A 25,018-nucleotide genomic window follows, 5' to 3' on the forward strand; every position below is an offset into this window, starting at 1 on the left:
AGCAATATTGATTTAATATTGGATAGAAAGCTAAAATGCTAAGCACACTGTTTCGTTTAACTTGCGCTTATTTGAGATAAACATGAATTCGAAAGAGCATATTGGATCGTTTTACGCGATATTATCTGGTTTTTTATATGGATTTCTGGGCTATTTTGGGATGAGCGTGATTCACTCTGGCATGTCCCCCAGTACCATGCTCTTTTGGCGGTTTTTGATTTCAAGCGTTGTCATGCTTATTGTTATTTTTCCCACCCTAAAACGAATATCCGATTCTAAATACGATTTACTGATTACCTTTTTAGGGGGAGCTGGGTTTTATAGTCTTTCAACGCTGTTGTACTTTATTGCGGCTGGGTATATTGGATCAGGGCTTGCAATGGTCATCTTTTTTACCTATCCGGTTATATTAATGGTGATTAATTATTTTCTGTTTCGCCAAACGATCCCAGCTCCGTATTATTTAGCAATCATTATGATTCTGGTCGGCATGACGTTATTAGTGGACTGGCATGAGATGAGAATGGATCTCATAGGAATTGCCTTTGGCTTAGTGTCTGCCTTTTTTTACGCAGGGTATTTAGCATTAAGTAAGCAAATTCAGGCATCACCCAATATGTCTGCCTTTATGCTCTCTTCTGGATGTTCTGTCGCATTTTTACTGTTTTCACTGTTTCAAGGCTCTTTTATTATCCCAACACAGTATTCAGTATGGGCTAATTTGATTGGGGTCGGTATTATTTCAACTGCTGTTCCAATTTTGCTTTTACTTTACAGTTTGAAACTCATTAGTTCAGATAAAGCTGCAATTTTGTCGGTGCTTGAACCTGTATTTGTGGTTATTTTTGGGTTTATTTTGTTGGGTGAAACCCTCTACTTAAAACACGTCATTGGAATTACGATTGTACTGTCTGGCGCTTTGCTAACCTTGTTCAGTCATAAAATTAAAATTCCTCGCATTCAGGCCGCACAATAGCAAGAAGTTAACATGCTCAATACCACTACAAAACAAGCTTGTCGAATGCCTACTTCCCTGAGCTTAAATGCTATTTCCTTGGGTTTAAAGGCTACCTCTCTGAGCTTAAAGTCTACTTCCCTGGGCTTAAAGTCTACTTCCCTGGGCTTAAAGGTAACTTTCCTGGGCTTAAAGACTACTTCCTTAGGTTTTTTAAGGTCTACTTCCTCCGGCTTGTCCGGGGGAACCACCAAATTTGCCAATAAACCAACCATAAAGAGCGGTCATGAACAATAAACTTTGGAGTCTCGAAATCTATCTCAAACGTATCACTTATGGTTTGATTCTTTCTCTGTTATCGATTTCTGAAGCTTGGTCAATTTCCCACCATCCACAAGAGTTTCTAAGACAAATTGCAGGAGCAAATGATGAAGGGCAGCAAATCGTTCAGCATTTTTGTGCAACATGTCATGCAGAAAAGCCACAAATCCCTTTAGGCGCTCCTCGCATTGGATATGATGAAGATTGGAAACCTCGAATCAAAGAAGGAATAGAGGCTTTATTTAAACATACGGAAGAAGGGTTCAATGCTATGCCTGCGCGAGGAGGTTGTTTTGAATGCAGTGATGAGCAGCTACTAATGGCCATTATTGAACTGCTTCCTAACACAGAAAAAAATGCATTAAAAAACAATAAAAAAGATCATATTTAAGACAGTTAGGAATAAAAATAACTAAAAAGTCCTAAATTTATTCCAGAACCTCCCGATAAACTGGTTAAACAGGGAGGGAAAACGCATGAAAAGCAAACTGTTACTTGTACCCGCGTGTTTAGCTGTGGCGGCTTGTGCCCCGATGCACGCGATAGAAGATGACGCAGGTTATACGCACTATACCATGCATCATTCTTCGGATTCCAAGGGAAGTTATCACTTTCCTGAAAAACGACCTGCTACCGGGCGCAAGGTTTTCATCTACGACCCTCGAGCAACGGCGTGGGCTGCGTATGATGCACAGGGAAATCGTGTGAAAACCGGGCGAGGCTCTGGTGGTAAAGGGTTTTGTGAGGATGTTGGTCGCCCCTGTCGTACAACAGTAGGTACCTATCGAATTTATTCGAAAAAAGGTGAGGATTGTACCTCAAGTATTTATCCCATTGAGACTGGAGGGGGTGCAAAAATGCCTTATTGCATGCACTTTAATGGCGGCTATTCGATTCATGGCGCTTATGAGGTACCGAATTATAATGCCAGCCATGGATGTATCAGAGTTTTGCCTAGTGCGGCTCAATGGTTGAACCAGGAGTTTCTGGATGTTGGTTCAACGGTTATTGTACGACCTTACTAAATAGTTAAATTGTGTATCATTCTACTTGGCCCGACATTGCTCGGGCCATCCATAAGCCTTCTAGTCTAAGATAAGTTTTTTCGAATCAATTGACTAATAGTTTCAGGATTTGCTTTTCCTTTGGTTTCTTTCATCACTTGGCCAACGAAAAATGCTAAAAGTTTTTCTTTTCCTTTGCGAAAATCTTCTGCTTGCTCTGGGTGTTTTGCAATAATAGCCTCAACAATCCTTGTCAGTTCATCTTGGTTTATACAGGCATTGAATCCTTCATTGGCAATAATCTCTTCAACCGTGCCTTGATTGGCTAATAACTTAGTAAACACCGATTTGGCTTGATTGCTTGACAATTTATTATCTGTTAGGTGATTCAGAAGGGTGGCAAGTCTTTTAGCAGAAATTGGAGGGTTATCGAATGTTTCACCCAGTTCATTTAATACGGCAGCATAAGGACCTTTAAGCCAATTAGCAATCATTTTGCTAGAAGCTATTGTGTTTTCTTGAACTCGATAAAAATATTGAATAACATCTGGAGCACTTAATAAAAAATCAATATCTTCTTCTTTTAAATCTGAAGCATTACGAAGCTCAGATTTAATTTCTTCAGGTAAGCGAGGCATGGTGTCTTTGATGTCATTAAGCAGTTCTTCTGAAATTTCAATAGGTAACAAATCAGGATCTGGAAAATAACGATAATCTTGCTCGCTTTCTTTTCCTCGCATTGAATGGGTTGTGTTTGAGGCGGGAGAAAAAAGGCGAGTTTCTTGAATGATTTCTTGACCCGATTCTAAACGATCTTGGTGGCGTAATTGTTCATATTGGATGGCTTTTTCTATAAATCGAAAGGAATTTAAATTTTTAAGTTCCGTTCGAGTGCCAAGCTTAGTGGCACCTGATGGTCGAAGGGATATATTGACATCGCAACGAAAAGAACCCTCTTGCATGTTTCCGTCACTGATATCCAGAAAGCGAACCAGTTGATGCAATGCCTTTAAATAAGCGATGGCTTCCTGTGCTGAATAAAGACAAGGGGCTGAAACAATTTCTAATAAGGGTGTTCCTGCGCGATTTAAATCAATACCAGTAAATTTTGGATGAGCATCATGAACGGACTTACCAGCGTCTTCTTCGAGATGAGCACGTTCAATAGTAACAAGCTTCGATGCACCATCTTCCAATGCAATGTTTAAATGCCCTTGGCCAATAATAGGACGTTGGAATTGGCTAATTTGATAGCCTTTTGGTAAATCAGGGTAGAAATAATTTTTTCGCTCAAAGTAAGAGTAGTTATTGATTTCAGCATCTATTGCAATACCAAAGCGAAGGGCTTTTTTTACAGCCTCGTCATTTAAAACCGGTAAAACTCCGGGTAGACCTGCATCCACAAAACTGGTGTGTGAATTGGGTTTTCCACCATAGGTTGTAGAGGAAGCAGAAAAGAGTTTTGATTTCGTGTTTAACTGGACATGTACTTCAAGTCCAATAACGGTTTCCCAAGTCATTTATACTCCTGTGGCTTGGCCGTATGCCAATCGGTTTGTTGCTGAAATGAATGTCCTAAACCAAGCAAAATTTCTTCGCTAAAATGTGGTCCCATAAGCTGCATTCCTATCGGTAGATTCTTTTTGCTAAATCCAGCAGGAATTGATAAGGCAGGTAAACCCGCTAAATTTGCAGCTACTGTAAACACATCGGCTAAATAACGTTGTGTGGGATCGGTGATTTCTTCACCAAGCTCAAATGCTGGCGTTGGTGTGGTTGGTCCAAGAATCACATCGACGTCCTTAAACGTGGTGAGAAGCTCGTCTTTAATCAAGCGACGGACTTTCTGGGCTTGAATGTAGTAATCATCGAAATATCCAGATGATAAAACGTATGTTCCAGTTAAGATCCGTCGCTTTACTTCAATGCCAAAACCCTCGTCTCGAGAACGTGTGATAAGATCCACTAAATTTTCTGGATCAAGGGCTCGATGTCCATAGCGAATTCCATCATAACGAGATAAATTGGAAGACGCTTCTGCACAGGCAATCACATAATAGCAAGGCACCCAATGCGGCTGTAGGGATAAATCGATTTCTATAATCGTAGCGCCTTGTTGCTCAAAAACTGAAACAGCGGCTTTGATAGCCTTTTGAATGCTTTCATCAACCGTGGAATGAAAAAAACTACGAGGAAGACCTATCCGTACCGTGGATCTGGTCTGGTTGAATTGACTCGTAAAGTTAGGGAGAGGTTTATTTAGAGAGGTCGAGTCGCGAGCATCAAACCCAGCCATCGCTTGTAAAACCAATGCTAAGTCATCAACACTTCTCGCCATAGGACCTGCTTGATCAAGACTTGAAGCAAAAGCAACCATACCATAGCGAGAGACTAACCCATAGGTTGGCTTTAATCCAGAAATTCCACAAAAGGCAGCTGGTTGGCGAATTGAACCTCCCGTATCCGAACCGGTTGCGAATGGAACTAGGCGAGCGGCTACAGCTGCTGCAGATCCACCAGATGACCCCCCTGGAACACAGTCAGTATTCCAGGGGTTTTTAACAGGTCCAAAGTAACTGTGTTCATTTGCCGATCCCATTGCGAATTCATCCATGTTCGTTTTTCCAAGCAGAACGGTATGTTGAGCGGCTAATGATTGCACAATAGTGGCTTCGTAAGGTGCCTGAAAATTCAGAAGCATTTTTGAACCACAAGTTGTAGCCATAGTTTTAGTACAAAAGATATCTTTATGTGCAAAAGGAATGCCAGTCAGTATGTTTCCATTTCCCTTTGCCAATAATTGATCGGCAGATTTTGCAGATGCTATTGCGGCGTCCTCATTGAGGGAAATAAATGCATTTAAATCCTGATGTTGGTCAATGCGGTTCAGATAGTGTTTGGTTAACTCAAGGCTTGAAATGTTTTGTTTTTTTAATGCTTGGCTAAGTTCTCGTATAGAAAGGTCATGCATGCGTTATTTTCCTATTTCAATGACTTTGGGGACTAAATAATGGTCATTTTCAAATAACGGAGCGATTTCGGCCAAGTATTCAACTCGATTGGGCTCATCGCATACATCTTCGCGTAAGCGCTGTTGCATATCAAGCGGGTGAAATAAGGGTTTAATTTCTTGAGTATTAATACTTCTAAGTTGTTCAACAAATTCCATAATCGCAGAAACGTCGTGAGCTAATTTTGTACGGGTTTCAGCATCGAGTTTGATGTAAGCGAGCGAAGCAAGTTTTTGTAATTCGGTTTCGGAAGTAAACATAATGACCTGGCATTCAAAATTTGGGGTTATTTCACAGCATAAACTGGGATAGATCAACCAAAAATTTCTAGCCCAGAGCAAACGCATCTAATTTTTAAATATTATACGCTTTTTTTACCTGTTTTATGCAGGGATCTAGTCGATCTCAAATGAAATTCGAAGCTCGATTCGGCCCGTAAGGATCGGAACATAGACAGTTTGAGATGCGTGTATGCTGCTTTAGCCCTGTTGCAAGCAACTGGGCTAAAGAGAAAATAGCTAAATAATCACAGCAGTCCCATAACACAATACTTCCGTTCCTATCTGGCCTAATTCGCCGGCATCATATCTTACAGCGATGACCGCGTTGGCCCCAAGTTCTTCCGCATGCTTTAACATGAGTTCAAATGCTTCTTCTCGAGCATGTTCACACATTTGGGTATAGGCTCCAATTTTTCCACCGACTATCGATTTTAATCCGCCCATAAACCCTTGCGCGATGGTTGGTGAGCGAACCACAATGCCTCGTACAATGCCTAAGTATTGTTTGATAGGCTTGCCTTCGATGGAATTACTCGTAGTAACGGGTATTGTCATGATACAGTCCTTGTATATTAGGTTATGACCTAATTATTTTTTTAAACTGACGCTCGCTGAAAGCTGCTCAATGGATTCATCGATTCGTTTAAGCGTCGCCTCTTTTGTTAATGAACCAAATTTAATATTAGCTTCGGCATCACGATTTGTTAAATGATCATGGAGTGCCTCAAGACAGACTTTTTGCTTATCTTCAGTGAGCTCACCGAGCCTTTCGGACAATTCTTGATAAAGCTGACTGGACTTCGGGCTTTTACTTAACCAGGCCGCTTTGTAATCACTTTCAATCCGGTTTAAAACAAGCAAATAAGCTCCTGTAACAATGGATTCAACAGCAATTAGCCTAGCTTCTAAATGGCGGGTTTCGGCTTTTAAGCTAGTTAAGTTTTTAGGAGAACGGTTATGAGTCGTCAGGCTTTGGGCGATTGAAGTGATGAAAGCAAGCGCTTCAGGTCGGTCTTTACTTATGCTGGGTGCGACAAAAAAACGAAATCCTTGAAGTTGCTTTTGTTTTCTTTGATCATAAGTGTGAGGCAAAGTAAGGACAGACTTTATTATTTTTTCAATGCTATCAAGTGCTTCAAGTCGTTTTTTCTCCCATTTTTTTAAATTTCGGTCATGTGTATCAGAAGGTTTATATTCAACCGAACGCTGAACGTCTTTAAAGGGTTTGTAAGGCCCAGGAACTTTAGATGTGACGAGTAATGATCTGATGTTCATAATATTTTCCTAAATTACAAAAAACCGCTGCCAATGTATCATTTTTATTTCAAAATAATAAGAGGGATATTAGGAACACCTTTATCTGGTAAAAAAATGAGTGATTGTTACATTCCTGGAAAACAGCACATCGGCGACTTGTGCCAATTAAAATATGCGTTTAACATCACCAAAGCTCATTGTTTTTCATCACGACATGTCCTTTTCTTGTCGGAAAAATAGGCGTCTTGGACAATTCAATGGGCTCTTTCAACCTCTTAAAACCGGGTACGGACACATAAGGTTCAGTGTTTTTTCATCCCGTACGGAGGCAGAATGATAAAAAGGATTGATTTGATAGAAAGAGTAAACATTTGATGCAAACATTAAAAACAGCAGGAGGAATTGTCGTCGAATCCGATAAACAGGATTTGGCATATCCGCAACCGTTAGATCACCTAATTGATGCGCTTAATGCGGAACGCGGTGCGCTATTTACGTCAGGTTTTGAATATCCTGGGCGTTATACATGCTGGGATATTGGTTTTCATAACCCACCGCTCGTACTAAGCTGTAAAAATTCTAGGATTAAAATTGAAGCGCTTAATCCTAGAGGGACTATTTTACTAGACATCATCTGCAAACGATTAAAACGACTTTCTATTGTTGAGTTAACGCACTACACAAATGAAGTGTGTGAACTAAGGGTTTTTCATTCAGATGCATTTTTTACCGAAGAAGAACGAAGCCAGCAGCCAAGCGTCTTTTCTGTTATACGAGAAATTGTGTCCTTATTTAAGTCGGATGAAGAACCTTATCTTGGGTTATATGGTGCGTTTGGTTATGACTTAATTTTTCAATTTGAAGATCTTAAATCTCATCAAGTACGCCATCATGAAGATAGGACGCTGGTTTTATATTTACCAGATGAAATATTTATCGTGAATCATCGTAAAGAAGAGGCGTTTGTCATTCGTTATGACTTTTTCTTTGAAGGCAAAACAACTTCGGGATTGGATAGAACGGGGCTAAGCGTGCCTTATCATCCAACCAATACACCCAACAAGGAGGGTGACCATGCTCCTTCGGAGTATGCCAACGTTGTTAACTTGGCCAAAGAACGCTTTCGCTGCGGCGATTTATTTGAAGTCGTGCCCAGCCAAACCTTTTATCGCCATGCAAAAGAACAGCCCTCTGAAATTTTTAAACGCATGCGAGAAGTCAATCCTGCACCATACGGTTTTTTTATTAATCTTGGAGAGCAGGAGTATTTGGTGGGTGCTTCTCCAGAAATGTATGTTCGTGTTCAGGGTCGAAGAGTCGAAACATGCCCTATATCAGGTACCATTAAACGCGGTGAAAACGCAATAGAAGATGCAAAAAATATTCAAGAACTTCTGGAGTCTGAAAAAGAATGCTCCGAGTTAACCATGTGTACGGATGTGGATCGAAATGATAAATCTAGAATCTGTAAGCCAGGGAGCGTTCGAGTCATTGGAAGAAGACAAATAGAGATGTACTCCAGATTAATTCATACAGTTGATCACGTGGAAGGCGTGCTTCGTGATGAATTCGATGCGATTGATGCATTTTTATCCCATATGTGGGTGGTTACAGTCACTGGCGCGCCTAAGCTTTGGGCGATGAATTTTATCGAACAACACGAAAAATCGCCTCGCAGATGGTATGGTGGAGCGGTAGGTTGGTTAGGATTTAATGGTGACCTTAATACAGGATTGGTTTTAAGAACGCTACGAATCAAAGAAGGAATTGCGGAAATTCGAGTCGGCGCAACGTTACTCTATGATTCAAATCCAGAGGCTGAAGAACAAGAAACTCGCTTAAAAGCGTCGGCTTTTATTGACTTACTGGATAAGCCAAAGTCTAAAGACGAGAAACAAATCGCTTTGTCAAAAGATGGAGAAGGCAAACGAATATTACTCATCGATCACGAGGATTCATTTGTTCATACGTTAGCAAATTATTTTCGCCAAACTGGTGCCGAAGTGATTACGGTTCGATATGATCAGGCAAACTATTATTTAACAAAACCAAGCCAAAAGAAGGCTGTTCAACAACATGCCACGCTAAAACGTGAGCGATCACCCTATGATCTCGTCATATTATCCCCAGGGCCAGGTAACCCAAAAGACTTTGATTTATCAGAAATTATTAGCACTGTTCTTACAAACGGTATACCATTATTTGGAGTTTGTTTAGGTCTACAAGGGATCGTTGAGCATTTTGGAGGTACCTTGGGTGTATTAGATTATCCAATGCATGGCAAACCTTCCGTGATAGAAGTTTTTAAAGAGGAAAATCTATTTGCAGGTCTTGGGAAACGATTTACGGCTGGACGTTATCATTCGCTTTATGCAAAAAAAGAGAACTTTCCTAGCGAGCTCGATGTGACTGCTGAAAGTGAAGATGGGGTGATTATGGCAATCGCTCATAAAACACGACCGATTTATGCTGTTCAGTTTCACCCTGAGACGATACTTTCATTACCAAACCAGGCAGGGTTACGTATTATCTGCAACTTAATGAGGATGATTAAGAATAATGCGAGATAAAATATTAATTCTTTATGCGCTATCCATTTTATTGGGTATTTTGACCGGCTGCGTCGGCTCCCTTTTACAACTCTCTATTACCTGGCTAGGAAAGCTTTTAACTGGGTGGTTTTCTTTCGCCAAATCGCATGACTGGCCAGTGGAAATTATTTCTGCCTTGACTACGATGGTGATGGTGTTTATATCCTGGTCGTTGGTCAAATGGGTCGCCTCTGAGGCTTCAGGAAGTGGTGTACAGGAAATCGAAGGCACATTACTTCATGAGCGTCCAATATTTTGGCGAAGGTTACTTCCCGTTAAGTTTTTAGGGGGTGTTTTATCCATTGCTTCTAAAATGGTTTTAGGACGAGAGGGCCCCACCATTCAAATAGGTGGAAATTTAGGTGAGATGTTAGGAGAATGGTTTTCCCTTCCTAGAAAACGACGTGACTCGTTGATAGCCGCAGGAGCTGCGGCAGGGCTAGCAACGGCGTTTAATGCGCCATTGGCAGGGGTATTATTTGTATTAGAAGAAATGCGCAATGAGTTTAATTTTTCTTTTGTTAATTTCAAAATGGTCGCGATTTGCTGTGTTATCGCCACCATCGTATTGCATATGATCATTGGTCCGCAACCTGATATCCCCATGGACGTATTTTCTTTACCAAGTTTGCAGTCTCTATGGTTGTTTTTTATTTTCGGAATTCTTGTCGGTTTCGTAGGTTTATTTTTTAACACCTTCTTAATGAAGGTGTTGTATGGTCTAGATAAGTTAAAACCTTGGGTGAAAGATGTTTATGTACTCATTATCGGCTTGTTGGTGGGGTATTTAGCCTATGTTTATCCTAGTTTTGTTGGTGGTGGATATACCATCATCGAACAAGCATTAACCCTGGATCCAGGTCTTTCGATGCTGCTTATCATTTTTGTTATTCGATTTATTATGACTTTATTATGCTACGGGACCGGGGTTCCTGGTGGTATTTTTGCTCCCATGCTGGCATTGGGAACCATTCTTGGTTTAGCCTCTTCGCATGTTCTCCAGGCCATTTCAGGTGATATGACCATTCATCCTGGAATGTTCGCTGTGGCAGGGATGGGGGCCTTATTTGCTGCCGCGGTAAGAGCTCCGGTAACGGGAATTATTCTCGTTGTGGAGATGACTCAAAATTATCTTTTAATTTTACCGTTAATGGTAACTTGTTTAACTTCTACAACAATCGTACAGCTGGCTAAGAACGCGCCAATTTATACGCAGCTTTTACATCGAACGCTTAAAAAAGCTCACGCTACCGAAACATTAGATACTTAATCTCTTTAAGTTTCGCATTGAATTTTGATTAAAAAGAGATCACAATGTCGATCGTGTTTGACTAATGGAATATAGCTATGCAACATACAACAACAAACCCATCAGTGTCTGGTTCAGCCGATAATGGTCTATCTGTTTCAGGTGGCGCTTTAGGCTTAGGCGGTCATGCTGAAATCGGAGTTGGCGCTGGTAATTTGACTACATCAACGTCTTCAGCAGTCAACTGGGGAGACGCTTTAAGTACGGAAGAGGTGAACACATCCTCCATCGGTCAAAGTGGGATTTCTAGTGGTGAAAGTCGAATGACTCAAATGGGTGGTTCAAATGGCTTTAGTACTCACGAATCTCGTAGTGAATCTATTGGGGGAAATGGCTATCGCTTTGAGCAAAGTGAAGGTATAAACATGGGAGGCCGAGAAGTTTATAGTTCAGGTTTCTCTAATGATAACTGTTGTTGTACTTGCAATTGCAGTTGTTGCGGCAGTGGCGTTAACTGCAGTACCGAAGGATGCTGCGAATCCATCAGCGATTGCTGTAGCTCTTGTTTCGGCTCAGTTAAGGATTGTTTAGGCCTAGCTTGTGCTCCTGCTGTGGCATTAGGTGAGCTATGTTGTGGTATTTTAAGCGGTTTAGGAGATCTATTATCTGCTTGTAAATGATTGAATGATGCCATTTGGAAATTCTTCTTTAAAATCCTTGTTTGCCCAAGCGAAACAAGGCCAACCTGAGGCCTTGAATCAACTTGGGTATCTATATTTTCATGGCAGGGAAGGTTTAAGCCAAAACTACAATAAAGCCGCAAGCTATTATTTGTCCGCCGCCCAAGCAGGCTTTCTTCATGCCCAGTTTAATTGCGGCGTCATCTTTGAGAAAGGATTTGGGGTTTTGCAAAGCTATGAGCAAGCCGTTCATTGGTATACTCAGGCGACTAATCATAACCATTCTTTGGCCCATTACAATTTATCTTTATTGTATCGTGATGGCAAAGGCGTTGCTCAAAATATGGCAATGGCATTTTTTCATTGTTTCAAAGCCGCTGAAGAGAACATTGGGCAAGCTCAAAATAATCTTGGCTGGATGTATCTTCATGGTTTAGGCACTGAAAAAGATGAAAATAAAGCCATCATTTGTTTTAAAGAAGCGGCTGAAAAAAACATAGTTGAAGCGATATTTCATTTGGGATTGTGTTTTGAAAAAGGTTATGGGGTTTTAATTGATAAAGAAATAGCAAGCAAACTATACCAAGCCGCAGCCAACGCCGGTTTGAAAATCGCCCAAACTAAACTAGCTCAGTGTTACGGATCTGAAAAATTAAAAGATTAAATTTGTAAAAACTGCGATTAACCGGTAAATTAAAAAATCAGCTCCCCAGCACCTGATTATTAAATGCCTAATTTTACTAAGCATCGCAAATTGGCTTTTATATTCATTTTTCCGCAATTGCTGGTTACTTTACTGTTTTTTATTTGGCCCGCGTGTGGAGCAGTGGTTCAATCGCTTTTTTTTAGCGATGCGTTTGGATTGCATAATCGGTTTGCTGGATTAACAAATTACATGGACTTATTCAAAAGTCCAGATTATGGTGAAGCTGTCGTTGTAACGCTTGTACTCGCGCTTTCCGTGACTTTTTTCACGATGTCATTAGGGTTAGCAATCGCTGCACTTGTCAATGGACGAAACAAAAGTCAGAAGATCTATAAAACATTACTGTTGTGGCCATACGCCGTAGCTCCAGCAGTGGCAGCTATTTTGTGGCGCTTTCTATGTCATCCAACCCTTGGCTGGATTACACGAATCTTGCAATCTCTAGGTTATGATTTCAATTACCTCACACACGCAAATCAAGCGTTATGGGTTATTATTATTGCTGCAACCTGGCAACAGTTTAGTTATAATTTTTTATTCTTTTATGCAGCACTTAAGCTAATTCCTAATAATTTAATTGAAGCCGCCATTATTGATGGCGCTTCACCCTGGCGAAGATTTTGGCAAATTATCTTTCCCTTATTATCGCCAACCACCTTTTTTTTATTGATTATGAATTTTATTTATTGTTTTTTCGATACCTTTGGAATTATTCAAGTCATGACCAACGGTGGCCCAGAAAACAACACGACTACGTTGATTTTTAAAGTATATCAAGATGGATTTGTGGGAATGGATCCTGGCAGCTCTTCTGCGCAGTCTGTCATATTAATGCTGATTGTTATTGGACTGACGTTAATCCAGTTTCATTACCTTGAGAAAAAGGTTCATTATCAATGAAGAGGGTGAAAATCGTGCATGGCGTGCTTCCACATATGTTACTATGTGGGTTTGTTTTATGTATGTTTTTGCCTTTATACCTTGCTTTTGTGGCTGCAAGTCATGAGGGCGGAGCGCTGATGCATGCCCCCATTCCGCTATTACCTGGTCGCGCCTTTATCACGAACGTTATGACTGTGCTTAGCGAAGGTTTGGCCGCAACGGGTGGAGAACCGGTTGCCAGGATGTTGTTAAATAGCCTTATTATGGCGTTAATGATAGCAGTAGGGAAAGTACTACTCGCGTTACTGTCGGCCTTTGCGCTGGTTTATTTCAACTTTCCGCTTAAAAAAATTTGTTTTATATTAATTTTTATGACGTTAATGCTTCCCGTTGAAGTTCGTATTGTCCCGACTTTTCAAGTGGTGGCGTCAATTGGTTGGTTAAATACGTTTGCCGGATTAACCTTGCCCTTAATGGCCTCAGCTACTGCAACGTTCTTGTTTCGTCAGTTTTTCAAAACCATACCTAATGAATTAGTAGACGCTGCAAAAATGGATGGAGCAGGGCCTTGGCGATTTTTTCTAGATGTTTTAATTCCACTATCACTACCTCAAATTGCAGCCTTATTTATTATTTTGTTCGTGTATGGCTGGAATCAATACTTATGGCCTTTAGTGGTTACAACAAACACGGAAATGGCAACCATTGTTATGGGGATTAGATACTTGGCAGGAGTGGCGGATCAAATACCACAGTGGCATTATATTATGACGGTTGCGTTAATTGCACTAACGCCGCCATGTATTGTAGTCCTCACGCTTCAACGTTGGTTTGAAAAAGGGTTAAGGAACTAATGGCAACGGTTAATATTGATTCAGTGAGTAAGCGTTATCATGACACCATCATTTTAAATAACATTAATCTTAATATCGAAAAAGGCGAGTTTGTTGCTTTAGTGGGGCCTTCAGGCAGTGGAAAATCTACATTACTGCGGCTTGTCGCAGGCTTAGACACAGTGAGTGAGGGCAGTATTTTAATCAATGATCAATGTGTTAATGAAATTCCTCCTTCAAAGCGTAATATGGCGATGGTTTTTCAAAGCTACGCTTTATATCCTCATATGACGGTATTTTCAAATATGGCTTATGGCTTGAAAATGCGTGGCATGAATAAAAAAGCCATTCAACAACGCGTTGAAGAAGTAAGCGATCTCCTGCAGATAAGACCTTATTTGTATCGAAAACCTATGGCTTTATCAGGAGGTCAACGGCAACGGGTTGCCATGGGCAGAGCGATTGTCCGTGATCCAGCTGTGTTTTTATTTGATGAGCCCTTATCAAACCTAGACTCTAAATTACGCACTGAGATGCGACATGAACTTAAGAAGTTACATCAAAAGCTAAACACCACATGCCTATACGTGACTCATGATCAAACCGAAGCAATGACGTTAGCTGATCGCATCGTTCTTTTGAATCAGGGCAATATTGAACAAGTAGGAACACCTCAGGAGCTTTATCAAAAGCCCTCTAGCATGTTTGTTGCCGGATTCATTGGAAATTACCCAATGAACTTTATTCCTGCTACTATTGACGAGTCCCAAAACATCATTAAAACAGAGATTGGAACAGAGCACCCTATTCCTTCACTAAAACGTTCCCCTCAAAAAGAAGATGAGCTAATCGTGGGAGTGCGTCCCGAACACTTTGAACAGTTACAAGATGACGTAGCAATGGGTATTAAAACAAGGGTGCAATTTATGGATGATATGGGCTCAGATATCTTGCTACAAGTAACAAGTGAAATAGGTGATTTTCCGTTGTCTATTCGATTATTAGATAGATTGCCTGAGAATAAAAAGAAGCTAACATTGGGTATTAACTTAAATAAAGCGAGTCTATTTTGTAAAAAAAGTGGCCTTAGGCTTGGAGGATGGGATGAGTAAGAATAAAGAATTGCGAGTAATCGATAAGCCTATTTATCGCTATTGGCAAGCCATCTATCTTTCTTTTTATTCACCTAGTCTTTATCGCGATGTCAGCAAACGCTGGAAAGGGGTTGGGGCATTTTATATACTCTTGGTGATTGCTATTGGTTGTGTTCCGTTAAGCATTCGTGTTATCCATTATATGACGGATTATATTGATCAGGAACTTCTAGCGCCTATTAAATTGATTCCTCCGCTTTATATTCAAGGAGGTGAAGTATCGCTTGATAAACCAATGCCTTATTTTGTCAAAAACAAATCTGGTAATGTGGTGGCTATTGTGGATACCACGGGTAAAATCACTGAGATTACATCCCAATACCCTCATTTAGTCTTACTGATAACCAAAAATAAGCTGTATTTTAGAGAACCACCCCCTCCACCCTTATTTAAAACAACCCCGGTTTCATCAGCTGAAAAAAAGATCAAAGTGCAAAAGATTTCAGAAGGGGATACAGAGGTTTTCGATGCAAAGCAATGGATAGAAAATAGCGGCGTTCTGAATATTCGACTCTTAGTCCAAGTGATGGTTTATCCAGTGATGCTCGTATTGTTTTATTCTATTTATTTGGTTTTATTATTAACGCTACCTTTATTGGGTCAAATTCTCGCTCAAGTATTTTTTAGCTTTAAACTAAAGTATATAGAAGCTTGTCGAGTATTTGCTGTGGCCGCAACGCCGCAAATGCTTCTATTTTTTATTTTGATGACCTTTGATATTGCTTTTCCTGGTTTGGGATTTGTTTATCTTGCGCTTTTAGCTGGATATTTTTATTACGCATTAGCCTGCATTAAATTCGAACGCCATAAAATGGTGCGTTCATGAAACCCATGATTCATTTTGCGCATGGGAATGGGTTTCCATCCCCATGCTATCATCAAATGCTGACTAGGCTAAGTAGCCAATTTGATGTTTGTTATATCGACCGAATTGGACATTCCATAGATTATCCAGTAACGGAGAACTGGCATAAATTAGTGGAAGAGTTAATTCACAGCGTGAAATCAAACGCTTCAGAGCCAGTGATTGCGGTCGGACACTCCTTAGGTGGAGTATTAAGTTTTAGAGCAGCGATAGAACAGCCTGAATTATTTCAGGCTGTTGTTATGTTGGATTCGCCTATCATTGGTCGTTTTAAGTCCCGGCTTTTAAGACTCTCTAAAACATTAGGAATGATTGATCATATGACGCCTGCTTTTAGAACAAGAGGACGTCGGCATTTTTGGAAAACAAAAGAAGATGCCTTTAACTATTTAAGAAGCCGAGAGTTGTTTAAGCACTTTACAGATGCGTGTCTTGAGGACTATATTCAATATGGTATGAATAAAAGCGATAAAGGGTATTCGTTGCGATTTGATAAAACAATAGAGTATCAAATTTATCGTACAATTCCTCATATGCTCTATCAATACGAAGGGCGACTTACCGTTCCGTGTGCTTTAATTTATGGCAGTAAGAGTAATGTGGTGGATGGCCTAGATTTACGTAATATGAAAAAAAATTACAATGTAACGTGTTACGAAATTTCTGGAACGCATATGTTTCCGATGGAGCATCCACAATTAACCGCTGAGCTCATTGTTAGGGCAATTGATGAGCTAATTTAATTCGGTAGCATTAGAGCCTAATATTAGGCTAGGGCAAACGCATACTTTGCTTTTTTAAAATCCAAGTTATGTCATCCCCGAACAGTCGGGGATCCATCTGGAAAACAACGTGATGTACCAGGTTGAGAAATGGATTCCTGCCTGCGCAGGAATGACACAATTCGCAGGATGAACTGACTTCAAATTTAGTTCAAAATGGTATGATCTTGCCCTGAATATTAGGCTAACTAAGCACGTGAGGGAAAGATATACTGAGAAAGTCTCTAACGATTTGGAATAAAAATACGTTTTTAGTATTCATTTGATAAGGAGATGCACGTGTTAAACTGCTTAATGTTGATTGCTCTTATTGGGGCTGCAGGCTTTCTATTTGTAAAGCAGGCATCACTCACGGTATGGACGATTAGTTATGGACTTGTTGCCTTATTGTTATCGCAATATGCGTCTTTTGGTGTTTTTGTTTCCATACCAATTTGGTCTTTATTTACCCTAATGGTGTTAGCTTCTATTAAGCCCTTACGTCGCAAATATCTCTCTCATTTGCTCTTTGACAAAGTGCGAGAGGCTATGCCAACGATGTCACGTACAGAGCGTGAAGCGCTAGAAGCAGGGACTATTGGATGGGAAGGGGAATTATTTAGCGGTTCCCCAGACTTTAAACACCTAAGAGATATTCCGCCAGCGACCTTATCAAATGAAGAGCAAGCTTTTTTAGATGGTTCAGTCAATCAGTTATGCCGCATGATTGATGAATGGGATATCACCCATAAGCGCGCTGATCTCCCACCTGAGCTGTGGGAGTTTATTAAGACTAAAGGTTTCTTTGGCATGATTATTCCCAAATCCTATGGTGGATTAGGATTTTCAGCCGTTGGTGTGATGTCAGTCTTAGTTAAACTGTATGCTCGTTCGATTACGGTGGCCTCTACCGTAGCTGTTCCTAACTCTTTGGGACCTGCGGAATTACTTTTGAAATATGGAACGAAAGAACAGCAAGACTATTATTTGCCAAGATTAGCCGATGGAAGAGAGATCCCTTGTTTTGCGCTTACCGGCCCCAATGCCGGATCGGATGCAGCGTCTATTCCTGACACCGGTATTGTTTGTACTCAACAAATAAATGGTGAAGAAGTAGTAGGAATTAGACTGAACTGGAATAAGCGTTACATTACGCTCGCTCCAGTAGCCACAGTGATTGGCCTTGCGTTTCGTTTGTTTGATCCGGATCATATTCTCGGGGATAAAGTAGATATTGGCATAAGCTGTGCTTTAATTCCTGCAGACCACCCAGGTGTTGTTAAAGGCCGCCGACATTTTCCATTAAATACACCCTTTATGAATGGACCTACTCAAGGGAAAGATGTTTTTGTTCCCATCGATTATTTAATTGGCGGTGCCAAAATGGCAGGTCATGGTTGGCGAATGTTAATGGAGTGCTTGAGTGCTGGGCGAGCCATTTCACTGCCTTCAAGCGCTGTTGGGGCAGCGCAAGCTGTATCGTTGGTGACGGGAGCCTATGCCCGGGTACGTAAGCAGTTTAACCAGCCCATTGGTCGTTTTGAAGGTATAGAAGAAGCTTTAGCTAGAATTGCTGGTAAAACGTATATGATTGATGCAGCTTTGTCTGCCACAGCCAGCGCCATTAACAAAGGCCAAAAATCTGCAGTAGCTGGAGCTATTCTTAAATATCATACTACCGAATGGGCACGGCAAATTGGCATTGACTCAATGGATATTCATGCAGGTAAAGGGATTTGCCTTGGGCCAAAAAATTATCTAGGACGAGGGTATGAAGGCGCCCCTATTAGCATTACGGTTGAGGGTGCAAATATTTTAACCCGTAGCTTAATTATTTTTGGTCAAGGAGCCATTCGTTGCCATCCCTACGTACTAAAAGAAATGGAAAGTGTTCGAGAGAATAATTTAGCTGAATTTGATGAGGCGCTCTGGAGCCATGCCGCATTTTTTATGGGTAATTTTGTAAAATCCATCACCTTTTCATTGACGGATGGACGCTTGACGGCTGCGCCAAATGGCTACACCAAACGATATTATCAATTGGTTCATCGGTATAGCGCTAATCTGGCCTTTTTAGCAGACTTCTCAATGATTGCTTTAGGTGCCAAGCTCAAGCGTAAAGAAAAAATTTCAGCTCGATTGGGTGATGTGCTTAGTTACTTATATATTACATCCGGTGTGCTGCATCGATTTTATCGTGATGGTGAGCCTGCCAGCGATAAGCCTTTAGTAGATTGGTGTTGTCAATATTTGTTCTATCAAATTGAAGAAGCGATTCATGGAGTTATCGTTAATATGCCCATGCGTTGGGCTAGAGTTCTGCTCCGGATCATTCTCCAACCGATCGGCAGGCAAAGAGCACTTCCTAGCGATAAACTGGGTCAAAAACTTGCGCGAATTCTTTTATCGCCCAATGAATCACGCGAGCGTTTAACGAGACTCGTATTTCATGAATCTTTGCCAAACTGTCCTCTTGGCCAAGTGGAAGAAGCATTTCAGAAACTTTGTTCTGTAGAAGAGCTTGAAAAGAAATTGTCCTGTGCTGTTAAAGAAAAATCATTATCTGCTTTGGCAGCTTTTGATCAGATCACGGAAGCCGAGGAACAAGGGATCTTAACCTCTGAGGAAGCAGCTAATCTTCGCGATGCGGAAACAGCGAGACAGCAGGCTATTGCCGTTGATGATTTTACCACGGAAGAGCTCGCGCTAGGAGATAGGAATAAGCCAACAAAAAAGAATAAAATGCTCGAAGCTTTGGGTATTGAGGCTTAGTTCATGTGCCGCTTTGCATGAAATCAACGACTATGTTGTGCCATAATAATCGTCATGCAGCCATGAGACCCATCAGCAGGCGGGTTCATTAGCTTGGTGCTCATGCAACGACCCTCGCGGTCTGATGTCTCCACGAATTGTAGGTTGGCGCCGAGCCGTAGGCGAGGCCCAAGGTTGTTGGCACGGAGCTTCTGGCTGAGAAGTCTTTCGCAAACACGCTGTAAATACTTCCCTGTAGCTCTCGAAAGCCATCCATGGCTTTCGAAGGTTTGCAAAAGACTTCTCAGCCAGAAGCTCCTAGTCACGTAGTGTTTGCAAGTTATTTTGCCTTTTACAGCATTATTAATTCGTGGGGATACATCAGCTCGCGGTCGTTGCAAAAATACTCCAAGAGGCTACATCGACAGACCAAGACTACTTGCTGGTGGGTTTAAATGCTCGCGCTGTTAGCTTGACATCTTTCGGTACCCGGTATTGCTCATTAATGTAAGTTTTGTCAATAGACTTGGCTCTTTGGTCTTTCGTAAAGTCAATGTTTTGATGAAACAGCCTTTTGCAATGTTTTGTTAAAAGCCGCTGGATGGTTTCGAAGGAATCGTCCTCTTCATCGTTTAAGTCACGCAATACAGCTGATATGGAATCGACTCACGAATAAGTTAATAGGTGGGATTTAAGAAAAAATGTGTTAAAAATGAAGTTGATTATTTACTTTTAGCTTTGAATTCGTGTGCGAAGAAAAGCACCAAAGAAATATCCTTACAGCATGAAATTAGAAAAACGTCTTAGTTATTTGGACTGATAAATTGATTTACAAAAAGATACATCACCGACGAATAAACATCATCGGGGATTAAATAAAAGAATGGCAATTGTTGCGATTATTGAGTTAAAGCGTCATCAGGCATGGTGACGTTTAATTCTAAAACAGCATTATCGCCAAGACGTTCTAAATTAACCGTCACTTGATCGCGGCTAATCGGTACGTACTTTGCGATGACTGCCAGGATTTCATCTTGCAACTTAGGGAAGTAATCCGGCGTATCATGTTTTGAACGCTCATGGGAAATGATAATCTGTAAACGTTCTTTCGCAACTTTGGCTGTGGTGTTACGCTTTCGCAGATAGTTAAATATACTCATGCTGGAACTTCCTCCTTGTTCTTGCCAAAGATTCGGCGCAATAACCCTTTGCGCTCGGTGTTAACAAATCGCATTGGTCGGTCTTCCCCAAGGAAGCGTGCTATCGCGTCTTGATAGGCAAGGCCGGCATCACTTTGCTCATCCAGAGTGACTGGAGTTCCAGTATTGGATGCTCTTAAAACGGCTTTTGACTCAGGGATTATTCCGATTAAAGGTATTGCAAGAATTTCTTTAACATCTTCGACAGACAACATTTCACCTGATTCTACACGAGCCGGATCGTAACGGGTAAGCAATAAATGTTCCTGAATGGGTTCGCCTCCGTCAATGGCACGCTTTGTTTTGCTGGCTAAAATGCCTAAGATGCGATCGGAGTCGCGTACGGATGAAACTTCGGGGTTGGTTACGATAATGGCATGATCAGCAAAATGCATCGCCATCAGTGCGCCTGCTTCAATTCCCGCTGGTGAATCGCAGACAATGAAATCAAATTCATTCGATAATTCTTTTAATACTTTACCGACGCCCTCTAAAGTCAGTGCATCTTTATCTCGGGTTTGAGATGCTGGAAGGATGTAAAGCTCTGGGGTGCGTTTATCTTTAATTAATGCTTGCTTTAAGCTCGCATCACCATTGATAACATTAATAAAATCATAGACTACTCGACGCTCGCAACCCATGATCAAATCAAGATTACGAAGACCAATATCAAAATCAATTACAACCGTTTTATGACCTTTTAATGCCAGTCCAGTTGAAATTGCAGCAGAAGAAGTTGTTTTACCTACGCCGCCCTTGCCAGATGTAACTACGATTATTTTAGCCAACGCTTAGCCCTTCCCTATAGTTGACAGATCAATATGATTAATGGCCAGTGTACACGGAGTTATCCTCAAAATTCAACCGGTTTATTATTAACTTGTTTTACTATATAATGATCGGTTAACTATATAACCGGGGGATTGATGTATGCCTCTTTCTATCATCCAACAGGCTTTAACGTTTGATGATGTCTTGCTAATTCCTGCTCACTCATCCGTTTTACCTAAAAATGTGTCTTTAAAAACAAAATTAACGAGAGATATTGAGCTGAATATGCCCCTTATCTCCGCAGCTATGGACACTGTGACCGAATCAAGACTTGCCATTGCAATGGCTCAAGATGGCGGCCTTGGGATAATTCATAAGAATATGAGTATCCTATCTCAGGCTGAGGAGGTTCGTAAAGTTAAAAAATACGAAAGCGGTATGGTCAAAGATCCAATTTCAGTGACGCCTGATCTTTGCGTAAAAGAACTCCTAGAAGTGATGGATAAACATAGTTTTTCCGGTGTGCCTGTTGTGGATGGGGATAAACTTATTGGTATTGTAACGAGTCGTGATATTCGCTTTGAAACGAATATGTCTTTGCCTGTTTCTGCTGTGATGACGCCAAAAGAACGATTGGTTACTGTGAAAGAAGGGGCAAGTCGAGAAGAAATTCGAAGTTTATTGCATAAACATAGGCTTGAAAAACTGCTTGTAGTGAATGACTCTTTTTGTTTGCGTGGCTTAATCACGGTAAAAGACATTCAAAAAGCTAAAGAAAATCCATATGCTTGTAAGGACAGTGCAGAACAATTGCGTGTTGGAGCTGCCGTTGGCGTTGGTGAAGGTACTGACGAGCGGGTGGCTGCATTGGTTGACGCAGGGGTGGATGTGATTGTTGTCGATACAGCACATGGGCATTCAGAAGGCGTCTTAAACCGTGTTAAATGGATTAAAAAACACTATCCTGAAATTCAAGTAATTGGCGGTAATATTGCAACCGCAAATGCGGCAGAAGATTTAGTAAAAGCTGGTGCTGATGCGGTTAAAGTAGGAATTGGGCCAGGTTCCATATGCACGACTCGAATTGTAACCGGTGTCGGAGTTCCGCAAGTTTCAGCTGTTGCCAATGTTGCAGCGGTTCTTAAAGGGAAAGTTCCTGTGATTGCAGATGGCGGCATTCGTTTCTCAGGTGATATCTGTAAAGCGATTGCAGCTGGTGCTGATACCGTTATGTTGGGAAGCCTTTTTGCTGGTACGGAAGAGTCTCCAGGGGAGATAGAGCTTTATCAGGGCCGTACTTATAAAAACTATCGTGGAATGGGATCCATTGGTGCTATGGCACAAGCTCAAGGCTCGAGTGATCGCTATTTTCAGGATATCAGTCAAGGCGCTGAAAAGCTTGTTCCAGAAGGAATTGAGGGGCGGGTTCCCTATAAAGGACCCGTGCAAACCATTATCCATCAAATGCTTGGTGGGTTACGGTCATGTATGGGTTATTTAGGATGCAAGACAATTGAAGAGATGCATGAAAAGGCGGAATTTATCCGCGTAACGAACGCCGGTATTCGCGAATCCCATGTGCATGATGTGAGCATCACCAAACAGGCTCCCAATTATCAAGTGGATAATTAATCCATGAACCAGATTAAGAAAAAGCCGCTTGTCATTTTAGATTTTGGATCACAATACACCCAATTAATTGGGCGACGGATTCGTGAAATTGGTGTTTATTGTGAGATTTATTCTTTTGATATAAGCAATGATCATCTAAAGTCGCTTAATCCATGTGGATTTATCCTTTCAGGCGGTCCCTCAACCGTTACTCTAGAAACCAATCCAAGAGCTCCAGATTGGGTATTTGAATCGAAACTACCCGTTCTTGGTATCTGTTATGGAATGCAAACCATGGCGGTACAGCTTGGAGGTAAAGTACATACATCCACTAAGCGTGAGTTTGGATATGCCGAGTTACGTTTACATGGTCATAGTCAATTGTTAAAGTACATTGAAGATAAAACCAATTCAAAAGGTCAAGCGTTACTCGATGTGTGGATGAGTCACGGGGATAAAGTGACTGAATTACCTTCGGGATTTAAAGTGATCTGCGAAACGAATAATGCACCGCTCGCTGGTATGGCTGATGAATCACGCAAGCTCTATGGGGTTCAGTTTCATCCAGAGGTTACGCATACACCCCAAGGGAAGCGAATTTTAGAACGCTTTGTGATTGACATTTGTGGCGCCAAAGCTAATTGGACCCCTGAAAATATTATTGAACAAGCCATTGAAAAAGTACGCACTGAAGTTGGATCAAGTAAGGTGTTATTGGGCTTATCCGGTGGCGTTGACTCATCCGTCGTCGCTGCTTTATTGCATCAGGCAATCGGAGATCAGCTCATTTGTGTTTTTGTCGATACAGGCTTATTGCGTCTAAATGAAGCCCAGCAAGTGATGACGATGTTCGGTAACCATATGGGAATTAAAATCATCCATGTACAGGCTGAAGAACAATTTTTAACCGCTCTAGAAGGTATCACATGTCCCGAAGCTAAGCGAAAGCAAATTGGAAAAACATTTATTGAAGTGTTTGAGAAAGAAGCCGCAAATATTCAGGACGTGCAATGGCTGGCGCAAGGGACCATCTACCCCGATGTAATTGAATCGGCGGCTACTCATATTAAAGGCGGCTCTGAAGTCATTAAGTCGCACCATAACGTAGGTGGACTTCCTGAAACCATGAATCTAAAGCTATTGGAACCCATTCGCGAATTATTTAAAGATGAAGTTCGTAAAGTTGGTTTAGAACTTGGTTTACCCTATGATATGGTTTATCGTCATCCTTTTCCAGGTCCTGGACTAGGGGTTAGGATTTTAGGGCAAGTAAAAAAAGAGTATGCGGATAAGCTACGCCTTGCAGATGCCATTTTTATTGAAGAACTTCATAAAGCTGAACTTTATCACCAAGTAAGCCAAGCATTTGCGGTATTTTTGCCGGTTAAAAGCGTAGGGGTTATGGGAGATGGTCGGCGATATGATTATGTCATTTGCTTGAGAGCAGTAGAAACCGTTGATTTTATGACAGCCGTTTGGGCACATTTACCCTGGGATTTCTTAGGTCATGTTTCAAACCGTATTATTAACGAAGTCGATGGCATTTCTCGCGTTACCTATGATATTTCCGGAAAACCCCCGGCTACCATTGAGTGGGAGTGATTGTGTCGGGTTATGATGACGCTTTTTGGATGCGTCAAGCATTAGATCTCGCTAAACACGCAAAGACAAAGGCGGAAGTCCCAGTTGGAGCAATCTTAATTAGTGACACGAACGAGGTACTTGGCCGCGGCTGGAATCGTGTGCTAGAAACGCATGATCCCAGTGCCCATGCTGAAATCATTGCTCTTCGAGAAGCAGGGTTAAGGGTAGAGAATTGTCGCTTAAACGGCACGACATTATATGTCACCTTGGAGCCTTGTTGTATGTGTGCTGGGGCTCTGGTCCAAGCACGTGTCAAACGCTTAGTATTTAGCTGCCGCGATATTAAGGCAGGGGCTTGTGGCTCAGTCTATAACTTAACCAATGGACTGGCATTGAACCATCGAATCCAGGTTGATGAAGGCATTTTACAAGTTGAATGCGCCTCTTTATTAAGCAATTTTTTTAAAGAAAAACGTGTTTAATGTATTTGCAAAGTGACATCCCCCTTCAGATTTCTATACCTGTAATCTTTCAAAATGCATCAACTGAATG

General features: G+C 41.2%; 24 protein-coding genes. 16 read left to right on the forward strand and 8 right to left on the reverse strand.

The window, feature by feature from the left end; translation table 11 throughout:
- The first annotated feature begins 82 nt into the window (after window positions 1-82).
- The 3 genes from E1O41_RS00190 to E1O41_RS00200 all read left to right on the forward strand — a co-directional run bounded on the left by E1O41_RS00190 (window position 83) and on the right by E1O41_RS00200 (window position 2,301).
- Entirely contained in the window at window positions 83-976 is an 894-nt protein-coding gene (locus tag E1O41_RS00190; RefSeq protein ID WP_131775292.1) for a DMT family transporter, read from the forward strand.
- A gap of 265 nt (window positions 977-1,241) precedes the next feature.
- Window positions 1,242-1,667: a c-type cytochrome gene (locus E1O41_RS00195; RefSeq protein ID WP_131775293.1), complete on the forward strand. Its 426-nt coding sequence runs from the start codon at window positions 1,242-1,244 to the stop codon at window positions 1,665-1,667.
- Between the two features lie 85 nt (window positions 1,668-1,752).
- Entirely contained in the window at window positions 1,753-2,301 is a 549-nt protein-coding gene (locus tag E1O41_RS00200) for a L,D-transpeptidase (RefSeq protein ID WP_131775294.1), read from the forward strand.
- Between the two features lie 65 nt (window positions 2,302-2,366).
- Here the strand turns inward: E1O41_RS00200 and gatB are convergent, their stop codons facing one another.
- The 5 genes from gatB to E1O41_RS00225 all read right to left on the reverse strand — a co-directional run bounded on the left by gatB (window position 2,367) and on the right by E1O41_RS00225 (window position 6,847).
- A complete protein-coding gene (gene gatB, locus E1O41_RS00205) occupies window positions 2,367-3,800 on the reverse strand; it encodes an Asp-tRNA(Asn)/Glu-tRNA(Gln) amidotransferase subunit GatB (protein WP_131775295.1) in 1,434 nt (477 codons plus the stop codon).
- Window positions 3,797-5,251, reverse strand: coding sequence for an Asp-tRNA(Asn)/Glu-tRNA(Gln) amidotransferase subunit GatA (gene gatA / locus E1O41_RS00210; RefSeq protein WP_131775296.1), 1,455 nt, complete (start codon window positions 5,249-5,251; stop codon window positions 3,797-3,799). The genes gatB and gatA overlap by 4 nt, the downstream gene beginning before the upstream one ends.
- Window positions 5,252-5,254: 3 nt before the next feature.
- Entirely contained in the window at window positions 5,255-5,551 is a 297-nt protein-coding gene (gene gatC, locus E1O41_RS00215) for an Asp-tRNA(Asn)/Glu-tRNA(Gln) amidotransferase subunit GatC (protein ID WP_131775297.1), read from the reverse strand.
- Window positions 5,552-5,809: 258 nt separating this feature from the next.
- Complete coding sequence (locus tag E1O41_RS00220) at window positions 5,810-6,127, reverse strand: YbjQ family protein (RefSeq protein WP_131775298.1); 318 nt, start codon at window positions 6,125-6,127, stop codon at window positions 5,810-5,812.
- A 33-nt stretch (window positions 6,128-6,160) separates the two neighbouring features.
- On the reverse strand, window positions 6,161-6,847 hold the full coding sequence (locus E1O41_RS00225; RefSeq protein ID WP_131775299.1) for a hypothetical protein: 687 nt from the start codon (window positions 6,845-6,847) through the stop codon (window positions 6,161-6,163).
- 356 nt (window positions 6,848-7,203) lie between these two features.
- Between E1O41_RS00225 and E1O41_RS00230 the strand changes: the two genes are divergently transcribed.
- The 10 genes from E1O41_RS00230 to E1O41_RS00275 all read left to right on the forward strand — a co-directional run bounded on the left by E1O41_RS00230 (window position 7,204) and on the right by E1O41_RS00275 (window position 19,322).
- Entirely contained in the window at window positions 7,204-9,399 is a 2,196-nt protein-coding gene (locus E1O41_RS00230; RefSeq protein WP_131775300.1) for an anthranilate synthase component I, read from the forward strand.
- Entirely contained in the window at window positions 9,389-10,690 is a 1,302-nt protein-coding gene (gene clcA, locus E1O41_RS00235) for a H(+)/Cl(-) exchange transporter ClcA (protein ID WP_131775301.1), read from the forward strand. The genes E1O41_RS00230 and clcA overlap by 11 nt, the downstream gene beginning before the upstream one ends.
- 77 nt (window positions 10,691-10,767) lie before the next feature.
- The gene (locus tag E1O41_RS00240) at window positions 10,768-11,349 is read left to right on the forward strand and encodes a hypothetical protein (RefSeq protein WP_131775302.1); all 582 of its coding nucleotides are present in this window, start codon (window positions 10,768-10,770) and stop codon (window positions 11,347-11,349) included.
- 4 nt (window positions 11,350-11,353) lie between these two features.
- Complete coding sequence (locus E1O41_RS00245) at window positions 11,354-12,013, forward strand: tetratricopeptide repeat protein (RefSeq protein WP_131775303.1); 660 nt, start codon at window positions 11,354-11,356, stop codon at window positions 12,011-12,013.
- Between the two features lie 63 nt (window positions 12,014-12,076).
- Window positions 12,077-12,955 carry a sn-glycerol-3-phosphate ABC transporter permease UgpA gene (gene ugpA / locus E1O41_RS00250; protein WP_131775304.1) on the forward strand — a complete coding sequence of 293 codons (879 nt, stop codon included), beginning with the start codon at window positions 12,077-12,079 and terminating at the stop codon, window positions 12,953-12,955.
- A 35-nt stretch (window positions 12,956-12,990) separates the two neighbouring features.
- The gene (ugpE, locus tag E1O41_RS00255) at window positions 12,991-13,791 is read left to right on the forward strand and encodes a sn-glycerol-3-phosphate ABC transporter permease UgpE (RefSeq protein ID WP_268237620.1); all 801 of its coding nucleotides are present in this window, start codon (window positions 12,991-12,993) and stop codon (window positions 13,789-13,791) included.
- On the forward strand, window positions 13,791-14,882 hold the full coding sequence (locus E1O41_RS00260; RefSeq protein ID WP_131775306.1) for an ABC transporter ATP-binding protein: 1,092 nt from the start codon (window positions 13,791-13,793) through the stop codon (window positions 14,880-14,882). Before ugpE ends, E1O41_RS00260 begins: the two co-directional genes overlap by 1 nt.
- Window positions 14,875-15,750, forward strand: a complete 876-nt coding sequence (locus E1O41_RS00265; RefSeq protein WP_131775307.1) for a DUF1189 family protein — start codon at window positions 14,875-14,877, stop codon at window positions 15,748-15,750. Before E1O41_RS00260 ends, E1O41_RS00265 begins: the two co-directional genes overlap by 8 nt.
- Entirely contained in the window at window positions 15,747-16,532 is a 786-nt protein-coding gene (locus tag E1O41_RS00270; RefSeq protein ID WP_131775308.1) for an alpha/beta fold hydrolase, read from the forward strand. Before E1O41_RS00265 ends, E1O41_RS00270 begins: the two co-directional genes overlap by 4 nt.
- A gap of 318 nt (window positions 16,533-16,850) precedes the next feature.
- Window positions 16,851-19,322 carry an acyl-CoA dehydrogenase gene (locus E1O41_RS00275; RefSeq protein ID WP_131775309.1) on the forward strand — a complete coding sequence of 824 codons (2,472 nt, stop codon included), beginning with the start codon at window positions 16,851-16,853 and terminating at the stop codon, window positions 19,320-19,322.
- Window positions 19,323-19,736: 414 nt separating this feature from the next.
- Here E1O41_RS00275 and E1O41_RS12000 read toward each other — a convergent pair whose 3' ends face one another.
- From E1O41_RS12000 to minD, 3 genes are all read right to left on the reverse strand, one after another.
- Entirely contained in the window at window positions 19,737-19,946 is a 210-nt protein-coding gene (locus E1O41_RS12000) for a hypothetical protein (protein WP_165481047.1), read from the reverse strand.
- Window positions 19,947-20,200: 254 nt separating this feature from the next.
- Complete coding sequence (gene minE, locus E1O41_RS00280; protein WP_131775310.1) at window positions 20,201-20,461, reverse strand: cell division topological specificity factor MinE; 261 nt, start codon at window positions 20,459-20,461, stop codon at window positions 20,201-20,203.
- Window positions 20,458-21,288, reverse strand: a complete 831-nt coding sequence (minD, locus tag E1O41_RS00285) for a septum site-determining protein MinD (protein WP_131775311.1) — start codon at window positions 21,286-21,288, stop codon at window positions 20,458-20,460. Before minD ends, minE begins: the two co-directional genes overlap by 4 nt.
- A gap of 142 nt (window positions 21,289-21,430) precedes the next feature.
- Here minD and guaB point away from each other — a divergent pair, with 142 nt between their 5' ends.
- From guaB to tadA, 3 genes are read left to right on the forward strand one after another with little or no spacing between them, the layout of a single operon-like run.
- Window positions 21,431-22,903, forward strand: coding sequence for an IMP dehydrogenase (gene guaB, locus E1O41_RS00290; protein WP_131775312.1), 1,473 nt, complete (start codon window positions 21,431-21,433; stop codon window positions 22,901-22,903).
- A 3-nt stretch (window positions 22,904-22,906) separates the two neighbouring features.
- Window positions 22,907-24,484, forward strand: coding sequence for a glutamine-hydrolyzing GMP synthase (gene guaA / locus E1O41_RS00295; RefSeq protein WP_131775313.1), 1,578 nt, complete (start codon window positions 22,907-22,909; stop codon window positions 24,482-24,484).
- A 2-nt stretch (window positions 24,485-24,486) separates the two neighbouring features.
- On the forward strand, window positions 24,487-24,948 hold the full coding sequence (gene tadA / locus E1O41_RS00300) for a tRNA adenosine(34) deaminase TadA (RefSeq protein ID WP_165481048.1): 462 nt from the start codon (window positions 24,487-24,489) through the stop codon (window positions 24,946-24,948).
- Window positions 24,949-25,018 lie beyond the last annotated feature (70 nt).

Source organism: Legionella impletisoli (assembly GCF_900639875.1).
Classification (GTDB): Bacteria; Pseudomonadota; Gammaproteobacteria; order Legionellales; family Legionellaceae; genus Legionella_A; species Legionella_A impletisoli.

Coding starts and splice junctions, on each gene's coding strand:
- E1O41_RS00190 (WP_131775292.1), top strand. CDS start 83: ATGAATTCGAAAGAGCATATTGGATCGTTTTACGCGATATTATCTGGT.
- E1O41_RS00195 (WP_131775293.1), top strand. CDS start 1,242: ATGAACAATAAACTTTGGAGTCTCGAAATCTATCTCAAACGTATCACT.
- E1O41_RS00200 (WP_131775294.1), top strand. CDS start 1,753: ATGAAAAGCAAACTGTTACTTGTACCCGCGTGTTTAGCTGTGGCGGCT.
- gatB (WP_131775295.1), bottom strand. CDS start 3,800: ATGACTTGGGAAACCGTTATTGGACTTGAAGTACATGTCCAGTTAAAC.
- gatA (WP_131775296.1), bottom strand. CDS start 5,251: ATGCATGACCTTTCTATACGAGAACTTAGCCAAGCATTAAAAAAACAA.
- gatC (WP_131775297.1), bottom strand. CDS start 5,551: ATGTTTACTTCCGAAACCGAATTACAAAAACTTGCTTCGCTCGCTTAC.
- E1O41_RS00220 (WP_131775298.1), bottom strand. CDS start 6,127: ATGACAATACCCGTTACTACGAGTAATTCCATCGAAGGCAAGCCTATC.
- E1O41_RS00225 (WP_131775299.1), bottom strand. CDS start 6,847: ATGAACATCAGATCATTACTCGTCACATCTAAAGTTCCTGGGCCTTAC.
- E1O41_RS00230 (WP_131775300.1), top strand. CDS start 7,204: ATGCAAACATTAAAAACAGCAGGAGGAATTGTCGTCGAATCCGATAAA.
- clcA (WP_131775301.1), top strand. CDS start 9,389: ATGCGAGATAAAATATTAATTCTTTATGCGCTATCCATTTTATTGGGT.
- E1O41_RS00240 (WP_131775302.1), top strand. CDS start 10,768: ATGCAACATACAACAACAAACCCATCAGTGTCTGGTTCAGCCGATAAT.
- E1O41_RS00245 (WP_131775303.1), top strand. CDS start 11,354: ATGATGCCATTTGGAAATTCTTCTTTAAAATCCTTGTTTGCCCAAGCG.
- ugpA (WP_131775304.1), top strand. CDS start 12,077: ATGCCTAATTTTACTAAGCATCGCAAATTGGCTTTTATATTCATTTTT.
- ugpE (WP_268237620.1), top strand. CDS start 12,991: ATGTTACTATGTGGGTTTGTTTTATGTATGTTTTTGCCTTTATACCTT.
- E1O41_RS00260 (WP_131775306.1), top strand. CDS start 13,791: ATGGCAACGGTTAATATTGATTCAGTGAGTAAGCGTTATCATGACACC.
- E1O41_RS00265 (WP_131775307.1), top strand. CDS start 14,875: ATGAGTAAGAATAAAGAATTGCGAGTAATCGATAAGCCTATTTATCGC.
- E1O41_RS00270 (WP_131775308.1), top strand. CDS start 15,747: ATGAAACCCATGATTCATTTTGCGCATGGGAATGGGTTTCCATCCCCA.
- minE (WP_131775310.1), bottom strand. CDS start 20,461: ATGAGTATATTTAACTATCTGCGAAAGCGTAACACCACAGCCAAAGTT.
- guaB (WP_131775312.1), top strand. CDS start 21,431: ATGCCTCTTTCTATCATCCAACAGGCTTTAACGTTTGATGATGTCTTG.
- guaA (WP_131775313.1), top strand. CDS start 22,907: ATGAACCAGATTAAGAAAAAGCCGCTTGTCATTTTAGATTTTGGATCA.